Source organism: Streptomyces sp. NPDC018693 (assembly GCF_044391385.1).
Taxonomy (GTDB): Bacteria; Actinomycetota; Actinomycetes; order Streptomycetales; family Streptomycetaceae; genus Streptomyces.
On the sequence record NZ_JBIRZZ010000003.1, the window covers coordinates 626193 to 641650 of the forward strand.

12 protein-coding genes are annotated in these 15458 nt (G+C 69.1%); 6 read left to right on the plus strand and 6 right to left on the minus strand.

Annotated features, from left to right (window positions below):
- Together ACH5AC_RS11240 and ACH5AC_RS11245 are read right to left on the minus strand one after the other, a co-directional pair.
- On the minus strand, positions 1 to 1196 hold a 1196-nt coding region (locus tag ACH5AC_RS11240), incomplete at its 3' end, for a trypsin-like serine protease (protein ID WP_398861450.1).
- A gap of 97 nt (positions 1197 to 1293) precedes the next feature.
- Entirely contained in the window at positions 1294 to 1812 is a 519-nt protein-coding gene (locus ACH5AC_RS11245; RefSeq protein ID WP_398861451.1) for a hypothetical protein, read from the minus strand.
- A 569-nt stretch (positions 1813 to 2381) separates the two neighbouring features.
- On the opposite strand from ACH5AC_RS11245, the gene ACH5AC_RS11250 reads away from it, so the two are divergent.
- The 3 genes from ACH5AC_RS11250 to ACH5AC_RS11260 all read left to right on the plus strand — a co-directional run bounded on the left by ACH5AC_RS11250 (position 2382) and on the right by ACH5AC_RS11260 (position 9090).
- Positions 2382 to 5744 carry a hypothetical protein gene (locus tag ACH5AC_RS11250; protein WP_398861452.1) on the plus strand — a complete coding sequence of 1121 codons (3363 nt, stop codon included), beginning with the start codon at positions 2382 to 2384 and terminating at the stop codon, positions 5742 to 5744.
- A 372-nt stretch (positions 5745 to 6116) separates the two neighbouring features.
- A complete protein-coding gene (locus ACH5AC_RS11255; RefSeq protein ID WP_398861453.1) occupies positions 6117 to 8015 on the plus strand; it encodes a DNA/RNA non-specific endonuclease in 1899 nt (632 codons plus the stop codon).
- 31 nt (positions 8016 to 8046) lie between these two features.
- The gene (locus tag ACH5AC_RS11260) at positions 8047 to 9090 is read left to right on the plus strand and encodes a hypothetical protein (RefSeq protein WP_398861454.1); all 1044 of its coding nucleotides are present in this window, start codon (positions 8047 to 8049) and stop codon (positions 9088 to 9090) included.
- Between the two features lie 269 nt (positions 9091 to 9359).
- On the opposite strand, the gene ACH5AC_RS11265 is transcribed toward ACH5AC_RS11260, so the two are convergent.
- Positions 9360 to 10286, minus strand: a complete 927-nt coding sequence (locus tag ACH5AC_RS11265; protein ID WP_398861455.1) for an FG-GAP repeat domain-containing protein — start codon at positions 10284 to 10286, stop codon at positions 9360 to 9362.
- A 264-nt stretch (positions 10287 to 10550) separates the two neighbouring features.
- On the opposite strand from ACH5AC_RS11265, the gene ACH5AC_RS11270 reads away from it, so the two are divergent.
- Both ACH5AC_RS11270 and ACH5AC_RS11275 read left to right on the plus strand, forming a co-directional pair.
- Positions 10551 to 11576 carry an aldo/keto reductase gene (locus ACH5AC_RS11270; RefSeq protein ID WP_398861456.1) on the plus strand — a complete coding sequence of 342 codons (1026 nt, stop codon included), beginning with the start codon at positions 10551 to 10553 and terminating at the stop codon, positions 11574 to 11576.
- Between the two features lie 26 nt (positions 11577 to 11602).
- On the plus strand, positions 11603 to 12190 hold the full coding sequence (locus tag ACH5AC_RS11275; protein WP_398861457.1) for a TetR family transcriptional regulator: 588 nt from the start codon (positions 11603 to 11605) through the stop codon (positions 12188 to 12190).
- Here the strand turns inward: ACH5AC_RS11275 and ACH5AC_RS11280 are convergent.
- On the minus strand, positions 12171 to 13121 hold the full coding sequence (locus ACH5AC_RS11280; protein ID WP_398861458.1) for a helix-turn-helix domain-containing protein: 951 nt from the start codon (positions 13119 to 13121) through the stop codon (positions 12171 to 12173). The two genes, ACH5AC_RS11275 and ACH5AC_RS11280, sit on opposite strands and share 20 nt — an antisense overlap.
- Before the next feature lie 198 nt (positions 13122 to 13319).
- On the opposite strand from ACH5AC_RS11280, the gene ACH5AC_RS11285 reads away from it, so the two are divergent.
- Complete coding sequence (locus tag ACH5AC_RS11285) at positions 13320 to 14198, plus strand: helix-turn-helix domain-containing protein (RefSeq protein WP_398861459.1); 879 nt, start codon at positions 13320 to 13322, stop codon at positions 14196 to 14198.
- A 50-nt stretch (positions 14199 to 14248) separates the two neighbouring features.
- Here ACH5AC_RS11285 and ACH5AC_RS11290 read toward each other — a convergent pair whose 3' ends face one another.
- Both ACH5AC_RS11290 and ACH5AC_RS11295 read right to left on the minus strand, forming a co-directional pair.
- The gene (locus tag ACH5AC_RS11290; protein WP_398861460.1) at positions 14249 to 14686 is read right to left on the minus strand and encodes an RlpA-like double-psi beta-barrel domain-containing protein; all 438 of its coding nucleotides are present in this window, start codon (positions 14684 to 14686) and stop codon (positions 14249 to 14251) included.
- 298 nt (positions 14687 to 14984) lie between these two features.
- Entirely contained in the window at positions 14985 to 15446 is a 462-nt protein-coding gene (locus ACH5AC_RS11295) for an RICIN domain-containing protein (RefSeq protein WP_398861461.1), read from the minus strand.
- Between the last annotated feature and the right edge of the window lie 12 nt (positions 15447 to 15458).

The following is a 15458-nucleotide window of genomic DNA, read 5'->3' on the forward strand; positions in this document are numbered from 1 at the left end:
GTGTGGACGATGAGGTCGGCCTTGCCGTCGCCGCCGATGTCGGCGAAGTAGAGGCGGCCCTTGCCCTCCCAGCCGAGGAAGTTGGTCCAGCCGGCGCTCCAGTGGGTGCCGCCGTCGAAGTAGGTGCCCTTGTTGGTGCGGACAGCGATGGTGCCGTCGGTGCCGTGGACGATCATGTCGGCCTTCTTGTCGCCGTTGATGTCGGCGAAGTACAGCCTGCCCTTGCCAGGCTCACCGGTGAAGTTGGCCCAGCCGGCGCTCCAGTGGACGCCGGTGTTGAAGCGGTAGAGAGGCTGGTCTGTCGGGGCAAAGACGAGCTCCTTGGCGGTGCGCACCGTGATGTTCCCGTCGACGCCCTGGATGATCAGGTCGCTCAGCCCGTCGCCGTTGACGTCGGCCGTGTGGATGATCTCCCGCAGCCGCTCCCGCGTCTCCTTGGCCCACGTCTGCGTCGCGCTGTCGTCGACGCGGACGGACAGTGCCCCGGTGCGGGTCTCGGTGGCGTCGGTGCCCCAGCAACCGCCCTGCCACGAGCGACTGTTCACGCCGACGAGTTCCACCTTGCCGTCCTGCTCGCGGAAGAGCGGACCGCCGGCGTCACCCGCGCACACCGCCGCGCCGTTCTGGCCGGTGATCGACACCTGGCCGTCCTGGGCGGCGTCCACGGTGAAGCTGCCGGTGTGCAGGGCGAGCGGGGACCACTCGCTCTGGGTGCGGCCGAAGCCGGCGACCTTGAGCGTCTCACCGGCGGCCGGCGGTGTGGTGGCGAAGGCGATCGGGGCGATGCCGGTGGCGGGCTGCGCCAGGCGGGCCATGACCAGGTCGCGTCCCGGGTAGGCGGCGATCTCGGTGACCTCGGTGACGAGGCCGGCGGTGCCGGTGAGGTCGGTGCGGCCGACGGTGACGGTCGTCGGCTTGACCGGCTTGCCGTCGGAGGGGACGGTGCCGGAGACCGGGTCGTCTACGAAGCAGGAGGCGGCGGTGACGACCCAGCGGGGGTCGACCAGGGCGCCGGAGCAGGCTCTTTCGCCCTCACCGATGTCAATGCGGGCGGTAAAGGCGTAAGCGCTGTCGGTCGTGGCGGGACCGCTGGCGGCACCGGCGGGTGCGGCGGTCACCAGCAGGGGTGCTGCGACCAGGGCTGCAGCGGCCATGGCCCGTGCGGGTCGGGCGCCGAAGGGACGTGAACGGCTCATTCCGTGGTCCTTGATCGAAGGTGTGAGTGATCCCGGGAGTGACCGGCCCGGGCCGGTCAGTGGGTGATGAGAGTGCGGACTCTTTGGTGGGGCTTGACTACTTCGAGGTCCGGATCTCCACGAGCATGAAGTCGCGGCCCTGCTCGTCCGCGCTCTCCCCGACCGCCGTCCAGCTGTTCTTGACGATGTCGAAGGACTTCTCCTCCGCGCCGGTGGTCATGTCGACCTGGGTGGTGTAGTCGTTGCCCCGGATGGCGAAGACGGTGGGGATCTCCAAGGTCAGCCAGCCTGAGTTGCCCGTGACGTTGAAGCAGATATTGTCCGTGTGGCTGCGGGCCATGATCTCGAGTTGTCCGGTGCCGCTCACGCAGTCGGCGAGCGTGATATGGCCGTCGCCACGCTTGAGGGTGATGCCGTGCTCGGCCAGGATCTTGTCGGCCTGCGGGTAGTTGAAGTTCTCCACGGTGTAGCCGGGCGCCTCGTCGGCGACGGATGTGACCGTCCCCTGCTCGGTGCCCTGCGCGGTGACAGTGGCGCCCGTGGTCCCGAACCACGCCAGGGTGCCTGCGGCCAACGCCGCCACAGCGGTGCCTACGACTCTTTTTCGCATATGCATGGCGATCCTCGTTCTTCGGTTTCAGGGCAGACGGACGGGGGAGTTTCTCCGGAATTTAGATAAGCCCCGTTTATGTGTCGGAAGTTAACTCGAAGCCACTTATGGAACACGGCGGGACTGGGCCTGTCCACTTAGTAAAGCGCCATAATGTGGATCCCTTTATGTGAGCTCGATCACGCACGTGAGGGTTGTGGGAATTCAGTTCAAGAGATAGTAAAAATTCCAGGTGGAGAGGTCTGCATGGCGGTGCCGAGGGGTCGGTTTGAGCCATTCGGGCTTGCATTTGGCTATGAATCGACTATCAAGATCGCGGACCTGGAGTAAGGATTTCGCTCGTCACCTCCTCGGTTCGCTCCCAGTCACCAGGGGCGGCGGATGGGTGTGAGTCGAGGTTTCTGCTCAATAATGATCTTCGGTGTTTTTGTCAGTTGATTCGCTGCGGTGTCCATTGATTTACTGGTGAATGCGTGCGGGCGCGTCCGGCTCATTGCGCAATTCCCTGCCTGCCAGTGGGCGCTGATGAGCCACGTTTTTGCTCCATCGACACAGACCACGAGGACAAAACCCGTATGCAGACGATGTTCTGGAGCCGCAGACGGCTTCTCGGCACGCTTGCCGCTGTGACGGCGGCCACCACCTTCCCGCTGTCGCTGACGTCCACCGCCCGCGCTGTTGCCGCGGCGGACACGACCACGGACCCGCTCGCGCTGCCCGACACGGACCGGGCGAAGGTGGTCAGGGCGTGGATGACAGGCGGCAGGGCCACCAAGGCCGCATCGGCCTACGCGCTCGCCGGCACCGAAGCCGATATCCAGACGTTCCTGACCGAGACGCTGCCGAAGGTGTCGATTGAGGACAACCGCGTCGCGATCATGAGGTACCTCGCCCGCTCCGGCAAGGGCCTGCGTCGTGAGGCCGTTGCCGCGCTCAACAACGGCGACAGTGCCATCGCCGCCTTCCTCACGGACGGATACAAGCCCGCTCTGCTGGAGGACCTGCGGGTCGCGACATCCACCGTGTCGGCCACTGGCGGCAAGGCGGTCCAGCGGGCGGCGACCGCCGCCCTGGACGCAGGCACGCAACAGGCGTTGGAGGACTTCCTCACGAAGGGGCAGTACGCCGCGCGCCTGGAGGACGCGCGGGTCCAGGTCTCCGCCATGCTGTTCAACGCCGGGCCCGAGGTACGCAAGTACGCGAACCGGGCCCTGAGTGGCACCGCGAACGACGTTCAGTGGTTCCTGGACACCGGCCAGCACATCGCCCGTGCCCGCGACCAGGAGTCGGCGACGATCGAGGAACTCGTCGCGGTCGTCGAGCGGGAGGGCAAGCGCGCCCAGGCCGAGACCGACCTCGCCGTGGAGGCGTCCGAGCGAGCCCAGACCGCTGCTGTGAAGGCCAAGGAGGCGGCGGAGAAGGCCGCCGCCGAGGCTGCGGCTGTCAAGAACGACGTACAGAAGTCCGCCGCGGCGGCCCGCAAGGCGGCCAGCGCCGCTCAAGGCGCGGCGAATGCCGCTCGCAATGCCATCAACGCCTCCAACGCGGCGGTCGCCGCCTCCCGCCGCGCCTCCTGGGCCGCCACCGCCGCCTCCCAGGCCGCCTCGACCGCTGGAAACGCCGCGTCCCGCGCCTACAACGCCGCTATCGCCGCATCCAAGGACGCTTCCAAGACCGAGGCGGCCAAGAACGCCGCGGTCGCCGCCCGCAATGCCGCCGCCAAGGCCCGTACCGCCGCCCAGGCCGCCGACCACGCGTCGACCGCCTCTGCACAGGCAGCCGCCGCCGGCATTTCCGCCGCCTCCGCCGCCCGTAACTCCGCTGCCGCCGCCAGTGCCTCCGCGCAGGCTGCCGCGGCGGCCGGGGTCGCCCAGTCGGAAGCCGCGGAGGCCCAGCGCCAGGCGCAGATCGCGAACACCGCCGCCAACCGCGCCACCAACGCCGCGTCCACCGCGCAGGCTCTCGCCAACAACGCCGCCGCCGCGGCACGCACCGCACGTGACGCCGCCAGTTCCGCGGCGGACCATGCCGAGAAGGCGGCTGCTGCCGCCGAGGAAGCCGTGAAGTACGCGGGCCAGGCCATCGACTACGCCAACAAGTCCACCGCTCACGCCACCGAGGCCGTCAAGGCGGCCAACGTCGCGACCAAGGCCGTCGAGGACGCCATCGCGGTGGAGCAGGCGGCACGGCAGGCGGAGTTGGCACGCCTGGAGCAGGAGAAACTGCAGGGCCTGGACGAGGCCCGGCTGCTGTTCCAGATCGAGGCGAAGGAGCGGGCCGAGTACGAGAACAAGCGCGCCCAGGAAGCCCAGACCCAACAGGCCGTCAAGGACTTGATAGCCGGGGCTGAGAAGGCCCTGTGGGAGGACGGCGACTTGGCCCTCGCCGCCACCCTGGGCCGCAGGGCCGCCACCGGTCTGCTCTCCGCCAAGGGCGCGTGGACCCGGGAGGCCGCACAGTTCGCGCTGGCCGGCAGCGACGACGACGTGCTGTCCTGGGTCGACCTCGACCGCTCCATCGCCCAGCACCAGGATGACCGCGAGACCGTCCTCTACATCGCCCAAGTGTCCAACCCCGCCGTCGCGGCGGCGGCACAGACCGCGCTGGAGAGCGACAGCGCCGTGGCGGTGGGCGACTTCATCACCTCCGGCGTGATCCGGGCCGCGCGGGACGACAACCGGGTGCAGATCGCCCGCATCCTCAACGAGAAGCCCGGCAAGGCCGTCAGCAAGGCATGCAACGACGCGCTCGACGCGGGCACTCCGGAGGCGCTGCAGGACTTCTTCGACCGTACCTACCCGGCCGCGATACGGGAGGACGACGCCGTCGAGACCGCGACGCGGGTGACCACTGGAGGTGCGTACACCAAGGCGTACGCGGAGGTCGCCCTGGAGGGCCCGACGTGGATGCGTCGCAACTTCGTCCAGGTCGTGCAGCACGTGGCGGCCCAGCTCGACCACGACTCTGCCACCCATGTGGCAGCGGTCCGCGGGGCCATCGCGGCCGCGGCCAAGATCGCCCACAAGGCGCAGGAGAACGCGGCGCTGGCCTCGCAGGCGGCGGCGAACGCCCGCCAGGCCGCCGTCGAGGCGCAGTACTGGGCGGACAAGGCCATCGCCTCGGCGCAGCAGGCGGACGACCACGCCGAGCAGGCGCGGCAGAACGCCGATGCCGCCGACAAGTCGGCCGCGGACGCACGGGCCTCGGCGAGCCAGGCCCAGACGGCGGCGGCGACCGCGCGCGGTGCGGCCCGCTCGGCGAACTACTCCGCGAACAAGGCCATCGATGCGGCCCGTTCGGCCCTGCAGTCCTCCTACAGCGCCCAGGCCTCCGCGGCCAGCGCCCGCGCCGCCGAACTCGCGGCGGGCGCCGACAAAGCCGCGGCGGCCGCCGCGGCCAGCCAGGCCCGGGCCATCGCCACCCAGAAGCGTCAGGCCGAGATCGCACAGGAGGCCGCCGAGGCCGCCGAGAAGGCCCGGCAGGAACGGCAGAACGGCAGCAACCCGGCCGACAACGAGTCCAACGACGACGTCAACCGGGGCGGCACCGGGACCTCCGGGAACGACGACTGGTGGTCGGACGCCGGCTGGTGGGCCGACGCCTTCAGCTACGTCAGCATCGGATCGGGATTCCTCGCCGCTGGCCTCGGCCTCGCCAGCCTCGTCTTTCCCCCGCTGGCCCCGGCCGCCGCGTTCTTTGGCTATGTGTCGATGGGAGCCGGCGCGCTCAGCGCGCTGTTCACCGGCATCGAACAAGGCTTCACCAGCGGCCAGTTCATCGAATCCGCCAGCCGGGCCGCCCTGGGCCTGGTCACGTACGGCCAGTCCAAGTGGGTGACCCCGGTCGCCAAGAAGGTGGCTCCCGTGGTCAACAAGGTTACGCAGGAGGGCAAGGAACTCGTGTCCTCGATCACCAGCAGTCTGTCGTCGATTCTCTGACCGTCATTCAGCTAAAGCGCTCTCTTTCGATCGCACTCGTGACCAACAAGGTTGCGGCAGAGGCAAGGAACTGGTGTCCCCAATCACCGGCTGGCCTGTCGCGCCTCTGGCGACTGGCACCGTCCACCCATCACGCGACGGTGACGCCGCTGCCCCGCCGGTCACCGGCGGGGCAGCCCCATGAGGACGTCCCACCTCCGCGCTGACGCGGATCCGCGGTCTTCGGCGGGCCCCGCTGCTCCCTCGCGCCGCACTCCCCGGGACGCGTCCCTCAACCCCGCTCGTCCGGCAGTACATCACGCTCGAAAGGTAAGTGCGATGATGCGACCATCGTTCATATTTGCGCGATATCGACGCGCAGCCGTCCCGTTGTTGATCATCCTGGCCCTGGGCGCCACCACCGGGATGGTGCCGGCGTCCCATGCCTCGGACGCTGCCCCCCGCCAGGTGGTCCGAATCGACCTGGCCGATCTGACCGATACTTCCGCCCCCGTCGAGACCCAGCCCGTCCCGGTGACCCCCGGAGAGCACTGCGAGTCCACGCGCGCCGGCTCCCGCGAGCACAGGGCGGGTGCGGTGGAGGCGTGCGTCACCATGAGTGCCACGCCGGTGTCGCAGGCCGGGCGGCGGGCCCTCGCCGCCGCGTCCCCGACAGCGTCGGCCGCCGCCGACGACTCAGCCGGCTGCGCGATCACGACCCCCGGAACGTGGAAATTCAGCCGCTTTGGCTACTGCTTGAGCGGCCTGACCGTGCTGTATGTGCTCAAGGACGGCAACGGCAACCAGATTGGTACCGGCACCCTGGACGTCCTGACCAGTGCCCTCCTGCCCGCCGCGGGCACGACGTGGGAGGAGCACGTCACTGTGACAATGACCGGTGCGACCGGGGCCGTTACGTCCCTGACCGCGAAGTTCAGGTCAGCGTGCTCGGTCGGCTGCACAGTCACCAAGTCCGCCCCGTGGTACGGGGGCACACTGGCCAAGGGCGATTTCCGCAGCGGCCGTGTGGTGTATTCTTCCTCCCCTGCCGCTGGCACGAAGGTCGAGTTCACGACGTCGTACGAGCTGTATGTGACCTCTCCCGGCGCCCAGGTCACGGACCCGAGCGCCTCCTGGAGCAACCCGAGAAAGATCCGCTGCGACGACGACGTCCGGGACACGGGTTCCATCGGCACACCCAGCCCCGGCTGCGTGGTGCCCAGCGTCATGCCGGTCGTCCAATTGAACGGCACGTCGGGCGCCGCTGCGGCCGGGTACCGGTGGGCCCAGGAGAACCTGGCGGACGGCTGGGGGCGCGACAAGCCGCTGACCCGGGCGAAGGACGGCGTGGCCGACCGCACCAGTCGCACATGCGAGGGGTCTAAGCCCTTCCAGGCCATGCCGGACGTCGTGGCGACCGACAGCTGTGGCACGTTCCCCTTCGCAGCCACGCATGAAGGAGGAATCGACGGGGCCCAGTGCACCGAGATCATCCTTAAGGGGACCGGCGGAGGGTGGGCCGTTCAGCAACTGGGGGACGCGGACCCCAGCAGGCATTGCGTGCGCGCCCACGTCCCGCTCGCGGACAACCAGTCCGCCGAGAACCAGGTCTCCGAGGGCTTCGTGAACCAGCGAGTACTGGAGGCCGAACAGTTCATGGTGGAGATCACGGGCTCGAGCGCGGAGCCACTGGGCGCCTGCCTGCAGACCGTGCCGACCGGGACGCTTCGTGCCGGCGACGGGTGGATTAAGAACACCACCGAAGCCGTCGATCACGTCAACAAGACCGCCACCCCGAACGGGCCCGGTACCCGGGCGGCCATGGCGCAGGCATGCCTGGGGAAGAACCTAGACGAAGGCACGGATGCGGCCGGCGACATCACCGGATGGCAGGACGCGCAGCTATTCCGGGACACCTACTCCCCCGGAACCGGGCTGGCTCGCTGCCACCTGATCCCCAACATCCTCGGCGGAAAGGGCCAGGTACGGGACGGCGGACAGGACAACCTCGTCCCCTGCTGGCAGTCCGGCATGAACACCGGCACGCCCAGCATGCGGACCTTCGAGCTGGCGGCTCAGAAGCTGGTGAAGGAGGACCCCAACTTCAAGGCGACCGATGCGCTCTTCTACCAGGTGACGCCCAAGTACCAGGACGCCACCAGCACGATACCTGTGGGGGTCACGATGAGCGCTACAGTGCAGCGGGCGGACGGAACGTCGCAGCCGTTGCTTCCCGACGTCTACGTCCCTAACACCAAGGGCAACACCGGGACCCTCAACCTCGGGAACTGAACCCAGCTGACGCACGCCAACGGGAGCCAGCATGAGTCGTGTCACCCCGCCGCGGCCGTTCGACGTCACCGCGCTCTTCCCTCAACTGGCCCCGCTGGCACGCACTGCGACCCGGCTGCACCCTCGCGCCGGGTCGCCGTCGTGGCACGACAGTTCTGTCGGCGGGCCGCTGCTGTGGCCCGCCGACGAGCCGTGGCCGTACTGCGAGGGCCCGCACGAGTGGGATCAGGTGAACGAGCCCACCTCACCTGAGGACGTGCGGGTGCAGCGGCGCATCCACGCCGCCGCGGCGAGCCGGTCGGCCGACGTTCCCCACGTGTCCCGGTACACGCCCGAGGAGCGGGCGATCATCGAGCGGATCAATGCCGGCCGACCCTGGCCGGAGGGCCCGATCGCCATGCTGCCCGTGGCCCAGTTGTACGTGCGTGACATCCCCCTGCTGCGACCGCCCGGCCAGGTCGAGGCCGATCTGCTGCAGGTGCTGTGGTGCCCCTTCGACCACCCGGACCACCCCAGGACCGCGTTGTTCTGGCGGTCCGCCGTCGAGGTCACCGACGTCATCGGAACCCCGCCCGAGCCGCCCGCGGTCCAGGTCGCCGACTACGTGCCTCAGCCGTGCCTGTTGTCTCCCGAGGAGGTCACCGAATACCCCAACTTCCTCGAACTGGACAAGGAGTCGCAGGAGCACCTTGCGGACTGGAGCAGATGGCAGGCGGCCGGAGCCGCGGTGGACGACTCCTACGCCGTGGCGCCGCAGGAGTTCTACATGAACCACCTGTCCGTCTCTCCCGGTTGGAAGGCCGGCGGCTGGACCCGCTGGGGCCTCACCGACCCCATGCCCCGGGTCTGTTCCGCCTGCGGCACCGAGATGGACCCGCTGCTGACCATCGCCACGACCGAATGGAACGGCGGCACCAAGAGCTGGGCTCCCGAGGGCGACCAGGCCCGCGACCCGCTTCCCCCTGGTGTCCCCCCGGCGAACTACACTCGGATCATCCTCGCCCGAGGCTACGATCTCCAGCTCCATGTGTGCCCCGTGTCCGCGGATCACCCCCATCTCGAACTGATCCAGTGAGCCCATTCCGCCCTCACCCAACTCGTCGACAGTTCGACCTTGCGCACCTCCCGGAGACGGCCATCGGGAAGGAGGCGAGGATCTTGAAGTGACTGGGCAGGTTGTGGTGGGCGAGCGAACCGACACCGTCAGCGGCCTTCTGCCGAGCTTGCTGCTCTGAGGCGACGACCTCCGGTCGGACCGGGGCCGGATCGCGGTGGATGAATGGAAGCGGGCCGCTCCCCGGCTGAAGCCGAAGGGGAGCGGCCCGTTCTGGTGCCGTCGCGGAATCAGAACATCAGGCGGTAGGTGTTCCAGCCTGCGGTGCCGATCTGCACACGGGGCTTGTACGGGGCGGTGGCGGAACCGGTGCCCTTGTACAGCCAGAGCGCGCCGGCCGTGTCGCGGGCGACCAGGTCGGTGATTCCGTCGAGGTCGATGTCACCGACGGAGACCAGGTAGTTGAAGATGTTCCAGCCGGCGCCGATCTTGGTGCGGGGCGCGAACGGGGCGTACTGGTTGCCGGTGCCCTTGTAGAGCCACAGCACGCCGTCCTTGTCACGGGCGACGATGTCGTCGATGCCGTCGCTCGTGAGGTCACCCTTGCCGGCGATCTGGGTGTAGACGTTCCACCCGGCGCCGATCTTGATGCGCGAGGTCACCTTGCCGTTGCCGTAGCCGAGGTACAGCCACAGCACGCCGGAGTTGTCGCGGGCGAGGATGTCGTCCGGGCTGGCGCCGCCGTGGTTGCCGACCGACAGCACCTGGTTGTAGATGCCCCAGCCGCTGCCGATGCGGACCGGGTCGAGCTCGTCGTCCATCCAGCTGGCCAGGACGCCGTCCGTGGTGATGTACCAGAGGCCGTCCGAGAAGCCGTCGTTGTCGTGGTCGGCCTGCTGGACGATGCGGTAGTACGAGGACCAGTCGGTGCCGAACTTCTCACGGGCGTCCAGGCCGCCGCTGCCGTTGGGCCAGTAGCCCCACATGTCGCCGGCGCGGTCGATACCGACCAGCGGGTTGATCGGGGCCTCATCGGCGGCGGTGGACCCGGTGAACTTGTTGGCCTTCGACGCCTGCTGGGCGACGGGCTTGTAGGTCGGCCCACTGTCGTCGGCGGCGAAGGCGCTGGTGCCGGTCGCCGCCAGGGCGACGGTGAGCGCCGCAGCCGTGAAGCGCGCCACGGTCTGACGCACCTTCATGCCGGAGCTTTTGGCCACGTAGGTCTCCAGATGGTCATGAGGAAACGGATCTCGGGCCGAGGACCGGCCGGCAAGATCCACTGATGCTCCATCATCCCTGCGTGTGTCCATCACACGTCAATCGCATTTACGTTCGGTATATGAAGCGGTACGGAAGCGGGACGAAGGTGCAACGGAGATTCGTACAACCTTTCTTGCTGCTGGGTGTCAGCTGCATGAAGAGTGACAAGTAACGACTGACAGATATTGAAATCTGTCAGTCGTCATGGCAGGGTGGTTGCCATGACGACGCACACCCACACCCACGCCCCCCGCCCCCTCGGCGCCACCGGCCCCCGTGTCTTCCCGCTCGGCCTCGGCTGCATGGGTATGTCCGGCATGTACGGCGAGTCGGACCGCGCCGAGTCCATCGCCACCGTCCACGCCGCCCTCGAAGCCGGCGTCACCCTGCTCGACACGGGCGACTTCTACGGAATGGGCCACAACGAACTGCTCATCGCCGAGGCCCTGCGCACCGCCCCGCCCGCCCTCCGGGAGAACGCGCTGGTCAGCGTGAAGTTCGGCGCCCTGCGCGGCCCCGACGGAAGCTGGCTGGGCTTCGACGGCCGCCCGGCCTCGGTGAAAGCGTTCGCCGCCTACTCGCTCCAGCGCCTCGGCGTCGACCACATCGACATCTACCGCCCCTCCCGCCTCGACCCGGACGTGCCGATCGAGGAGACCGTCGGCGCCGTCGCCGAACTGGTCGAGCAGGGCTACGTCCGGCACATCGGCCTCAGCGAGGTCGGCGCCGACACCATCCGCCGCGCCGCCGCCACCGCCCCGATCGCCGACCTCCAGATCGAGTACGCCCTCATCTCCCGCGGCATCGAGGAGAGGATCCTGCCGACCACCCGCGAACTGGGCATCGGCATCACGGCGTACGGCGTCCTCTCCCGCGGACTGATCTCCGGCCACTTCACACCCGACCAGCAGTTCACGGCCAACGACTTCCGCGCCCACTCCCCGCGCTTCCAGGGCGACAACTACCGGCACAACCTCACCCTGGTCGAGTCCCTGAGGAAGATCGCCGACGCCAAGGGCGTGACGGTCGCGCAGATCGCCATCGCCTGGGTCCTCTCCCGCGGCGAGGACATCGTGCCGCTCATCGGCGCCCGCACCCGCGAGCGCCTCGCCGAGTCGCTGGGCGCCCTGGAGGTCACCCTGGACGCGGCCGACCTCGCCGCCGTCGAGAACGCCCTCCCGGCCGAGGCGGCGGCGGGCAGCCGGTACGCGGCCGCGCAGATGGCCATGCTCGACAGCGAACGCTGACCACCGGGCCGGGTACCGTCTGAGCCATGGCAGCGAGCACCGAGACCCTGACCGCCGAGCGCATCCTCGAAGCGACCGAGGAGGTGCTGCGCCGCCACGGGCCCGCCAAGGCGACCGTGGTCGACGTGGCCCGCGCGCTCGGCGTCAGCCACGGCAGCGTCTACCGCCACTTCCGCACGAAGGCGGCGCTGCGCGAGGCGGTCACCAAGCGCTGGCTGGACCGTACGACGGAGCTGCTGGCCGGCATCGCCACCGCCGACCGCGACCCCGAGACCCGGCTGCGCGACTGGCTGACGGCACTCTTCGAGGCCAAGCGGCACAAGGCGGGCGACGACCCCGAGCTGTTCGCCACGTACATGGCGCTCGTCGAGGAGAACGGCGAGGCGGTCGGCGAACATATCGCCGACCTGACCGCCCAGCTCACGGAGATCATCAACGCCGGCACCGCCACAGGCACCTTCACCACCCCCGCCCCGGCCACCTCGGCCCGCGCCCTCTTCCAGGCCACGGGCCGGTTCCACGACCCGTGCTACGCGCGCGAGTGGCAACGGCCCGGTGTCGACGAGGAGTTCACGGCGGTGGTGGATCTGGTGATCAGGGGACTGCGGGCATAGCGGTGGCGCGCCACTCCCGGGGCGACATGCCGTACGCGGCGCGGAAGGCGCGGCTGAAGTGGGAGTAGCTGGCGAAGCCGAAGCGGTGGGCGACGGCCGTCAGCGCGGGCGCGTTGCGCGCGGGGCGGCTGAGTGTGCGGCGGCACGCCTCCAGTCGGCGGTGCTGGATCCAGCGGCCGACGGTGGTGCCCTCGTACTGGAAGATCCGGTGTACATGGCGTACGGAGACGTGGTGCGCGGCGGCGATCGTCCGGGGCGCGAGGTCCGGGTCGGTGAGGTGGTCCTCGATGTAGCCCTTGATGCGCAGCCGCAGCACGGTGGCGGCGGTGTCGGTCCGGGGGCTGTCGTGTTCCAGGCGCTCGGCGGCGAGCGTGGCCAGCAGGTCGATGGCGTTGCGGGCGAGCAGGGGACCCAGGTGAGGTCCGTAGGTGCCCGCCTGGTCGGCGAGCCGGGAGAGGAACGGGACGACCAGGGCGGCAGCTTCGGTGTCGGGCTCGACGGGCGTCTCGGTGATACGCAGCCGGTCGCCCTCGCGCAGCCCCAGCCGGCGCGGCGGTAATCGGAAGGCGTGGGTGCGGGAGCGGTCCAGGTAGGTGAGGGTGAAGGGCCGGGTGGTGTCGGTGAAGGCGAGACTCCCTGGCCGGAGCAGTGTCTGCCGGTCGTTCTCGATCACCGCGGAGCCGCTGTCCTGTACCAGCACCGTGACGCTGTCGTCGTCCGTGTCCGTGGAGTGGGCGCTCGCGCATGCGGGTCCGGCCTCGGTGGTGGTGACACGCAGAGGGCCGAGCCAGTGGGTCGTGACGCTGCTGTTGAGCGGAGTGTCGGCGGGACCCGGGAAGCCCGTGAACCCGTGGCCGGTGGTGCCGGGGCGCATACCGCTGTGGCCCACCAACGCGACCGGCACCGACGCGGTGTACAGCATGACGCTCATGTCGGTTCTCTCCCTGCTGTGCATGTCCTGGGTGGGTCTCGGTCTCTGCCACAGCTAGACGGGCATACGGGCGAACGGGTTCACAGCCGAACGAGCGTCCTTGCGGGGCATGTCCTCTGGCACGGACGGGCAACTCGGCATCCGGAATGCCCCATACCGTCGTGTCGCCCCTTGAACGACCCCCGGGAGGTGCGCGCGATGACGACTGCCCGCTACGAATCCCCGGCGCTCCCGCCGGCGCCGGAGAGCCCGGCCCCGTGGCGGGCGCTGAGCGTCGAACGCCGGATGGTGACGCTGGAAGTGGTCGAACGGAATCTGCCGCCCTCGGACCGGTTCCGGATCGTCGCGCATCTGCGGGGTGCGGCACGGTTCGACGCGCACATCGGTGACGGCCCGTGGCGTTCGGCTCTGTGCGCCCCCGGAGACGCCTGCCAGGTCCCTCCCGGGCTGCGGGCCGTGGTGCGTGGCCGACCCGTCGGACCGGGCCCCATGGAAGCGGTGCACATCCTCCTGCCGATGGAGGTCTTCGGGCGTCAGATGGCCGAGGAGCCCGACGGCCGGGGCGCCGACCTCGGGTCGCTGGAGAGAGTGGCCGAACCGGACCCGCTGATCACCTCCATGGCCGCCGCCCTGGTCCGGGCCCAGGACGCCGGAGCCGGGCAGCTCTACGCCGAGTCCGCCGCGGAGTACCTGGCGGCCCATCTCCTCTCGCCCCTGCACAGCAGACCCGCCCGGCCCGGCGCACTCGACTCCCGGCAGATGGACACGGTCACCGCGTACATGCGTGCCCACCTCGCCGACCGCATCGGCCTGGCCGACCTGGCGCGGGAGGTCGCGCTGAGCCGGTTCCACTTCCTGCGCCTGTTCTCCGCGACGACCGGGCAGACCCCCCATCAGTTCCTCACCGGACTGCGGATCGAGACCGCGCGCCGGTTACTGGAGGCGGGTGATGAGCCGGTGGGCAGGATCGGCCTGTTGTGCGGGTTCAGTACGGCCAGTCACTTCACCGCGGTGTTCCGCAAGCAGGTCGGCCACACGCCCACGGAGTACCGGCGGCTGCGGCGCGGACAGCGGTGAACGACGGACAGGCCCGGCCGGGCCTGTCCGTCGTTCACCGATCAGAAGGGTTACTCCGCTTCGATCCATGTGGTGCGGAACCGGCCGACGTCCAGACCGCGCAGCTTCTGGAACGCGGCGGGGCTGAGGTCCACGTCGTCCGGCCCACAGCCCGCGCACCTGTCGACGACCGTCACGACGATGGCCGGCTTCGACCAGCTCCCGGCGGCGTCGCTGAAGACCACCATCTTCCTGCCGCACACGGGAGAGTTGTTCGGGTTGGGGTAGTTGCCGTACACCTGCGGGGAGACGGCCGCCACCATCTCGTTGTCACCGTTGCGCCAGCCGCACGCCCCGACCCCGGCGCTCGGGTTGTACCAGGTGGCGTCGCCCCAGTGCTGGGTGCCCGGGGCCCACGCGGCGGCGGGTGTGGTGCCCAGCACGGTAGCGGTGACGGCGACGACGGAGAGGACGCCGGCTGTCAGAGAGCGACGGGCGCCGCGCTTCATGCCTTTCGTTCCTCGCGTTCCATGTGTTCCGCGTATTCCACTGAGAGTTTTCGCAAGACGCTGCACTTCGACTCCTGGAAGAGAAGGTGAGTTTGCGAACAGCCCGATTGCGGGCCTTCCGTGGTACGGCAGCGACCCTACGAAGTTTCCGTACGGGAGTTCCGTCGAAATAGTGCGGACATCTGTCGGGATATTGCGGAGGCGTAGCCCGCAGAAGTGAAAAAGAAAAAGGTTCCGGACCGCTTGAAGCGGTCCGGAACCCATGACCCTCAGGGGCTACCGGCTTCTTGCGAGGCGACTACTCGCCGCCGAAGAACCTGAAGGGGGAGTCCTGGAACCGTTGGGGGAGGGTCATGTATCCGGACCCGTTGAGGACGAGAGACCTACCGGTCTGCCGGTTCTTGACGTAGACCCACCCATCGACGGCCCTGTTGTAGTCCCAGTTCTGGTAGTTGCCGCCGTTGCATTCCAGCCAGTAGACATGGCCGGCGTTGTTGCTGTCGAGGCACTGGTTCGAGTAGGCCCGCTTGATCCGGGCGCCCGTGCGGTCCCACAGCTGCGACAGGTCACCGAAGCGGCAGTTCTCCCTCGCCACGGCGCCTCCGGACTTGGCGGTCATGCACAGGTTATTGCGGCTCCTGTCCATGATCCACGTGTTCTCGGTGGCGCTCGCCGTCGGCGCGAACAACCCCACCGTGGCGGCCGACGCCATTCCCGTCACGACGGCGGCCCTGAATGCCTGCTTGAATCCCCGAGCCATTGCATGCCCTCT

Excerpts from the sequence above, each read along its gene's own strand:
- ACH5AC_RS11245 (WP_398861451.1), bottom strand. The coding sequence starts at position 1,812 with ATGCATATGCGAAAAAGAGTCGTAGGCACCGCTGTGGCGGCGTTGGCC.
- ACH5AC_RS11250 (WP_398861452.1), top strand. The coding sequence starts at position 2,382 with ATGCAGACGATGTTCTGGAGCCGCAGACGGCTTCTCGGCACGCTTGCC.
- ACH5AC_RS11260 (WP_398861454.1), top strand. The coding sequence starts at position 8,047 with ATGAGTCGTGTCACCCCGCCGCGGCCGTTCGACGTCACCGCGCTCTTC.
- ACH5AC_RS11270 (WP_398861456.1), top strand. The coding sequence starts at position 10,551 with ATGACGACGCACACCCACACCCACGCCCCCCGCCCCCTCGGCGCCACC.
- ACH5AC_RS11275 (WP_398861457.1), top strand. The coding sequence starts at position 11,603 with ATGGCAGCGAGCACCGAGACCCTGACCGCCGAGCGCATCCTCGAAGCG.
- ACH5AC_RS11280 (WP_398861458.1), bottom strand. The coding sequence starts at position 13,121 with ATGAGCGTCATGCTGTACACCGCGTCGGTGCCGGTCGCGTTGGTGGGC.
- ACH5AC_RS11285 (WP_398861459.1), top strand. The coding sequence starts at position 13,320 with ATGACGACTGCCCGCTACGAATCCCCGGCGCTCCCGCCGGCGCCGGAG.
- ACH5AC_RS11290 (WP_398861460.1), bottom strand. The coding sequence starts at position 14,686 with ATGAAGCGCGGCGCCCGTCGCTCTCTGACAGCCGGCGTCCTCTCCGTC.
- ACH5AC_RS11295 (WP_398861461.1), bottom strand. The coding sequence starts at position 15,446 with ATGGCTCGGGGATTCAAGCAGGCATTCAGGGCCGCCGTCGTGACGGGA.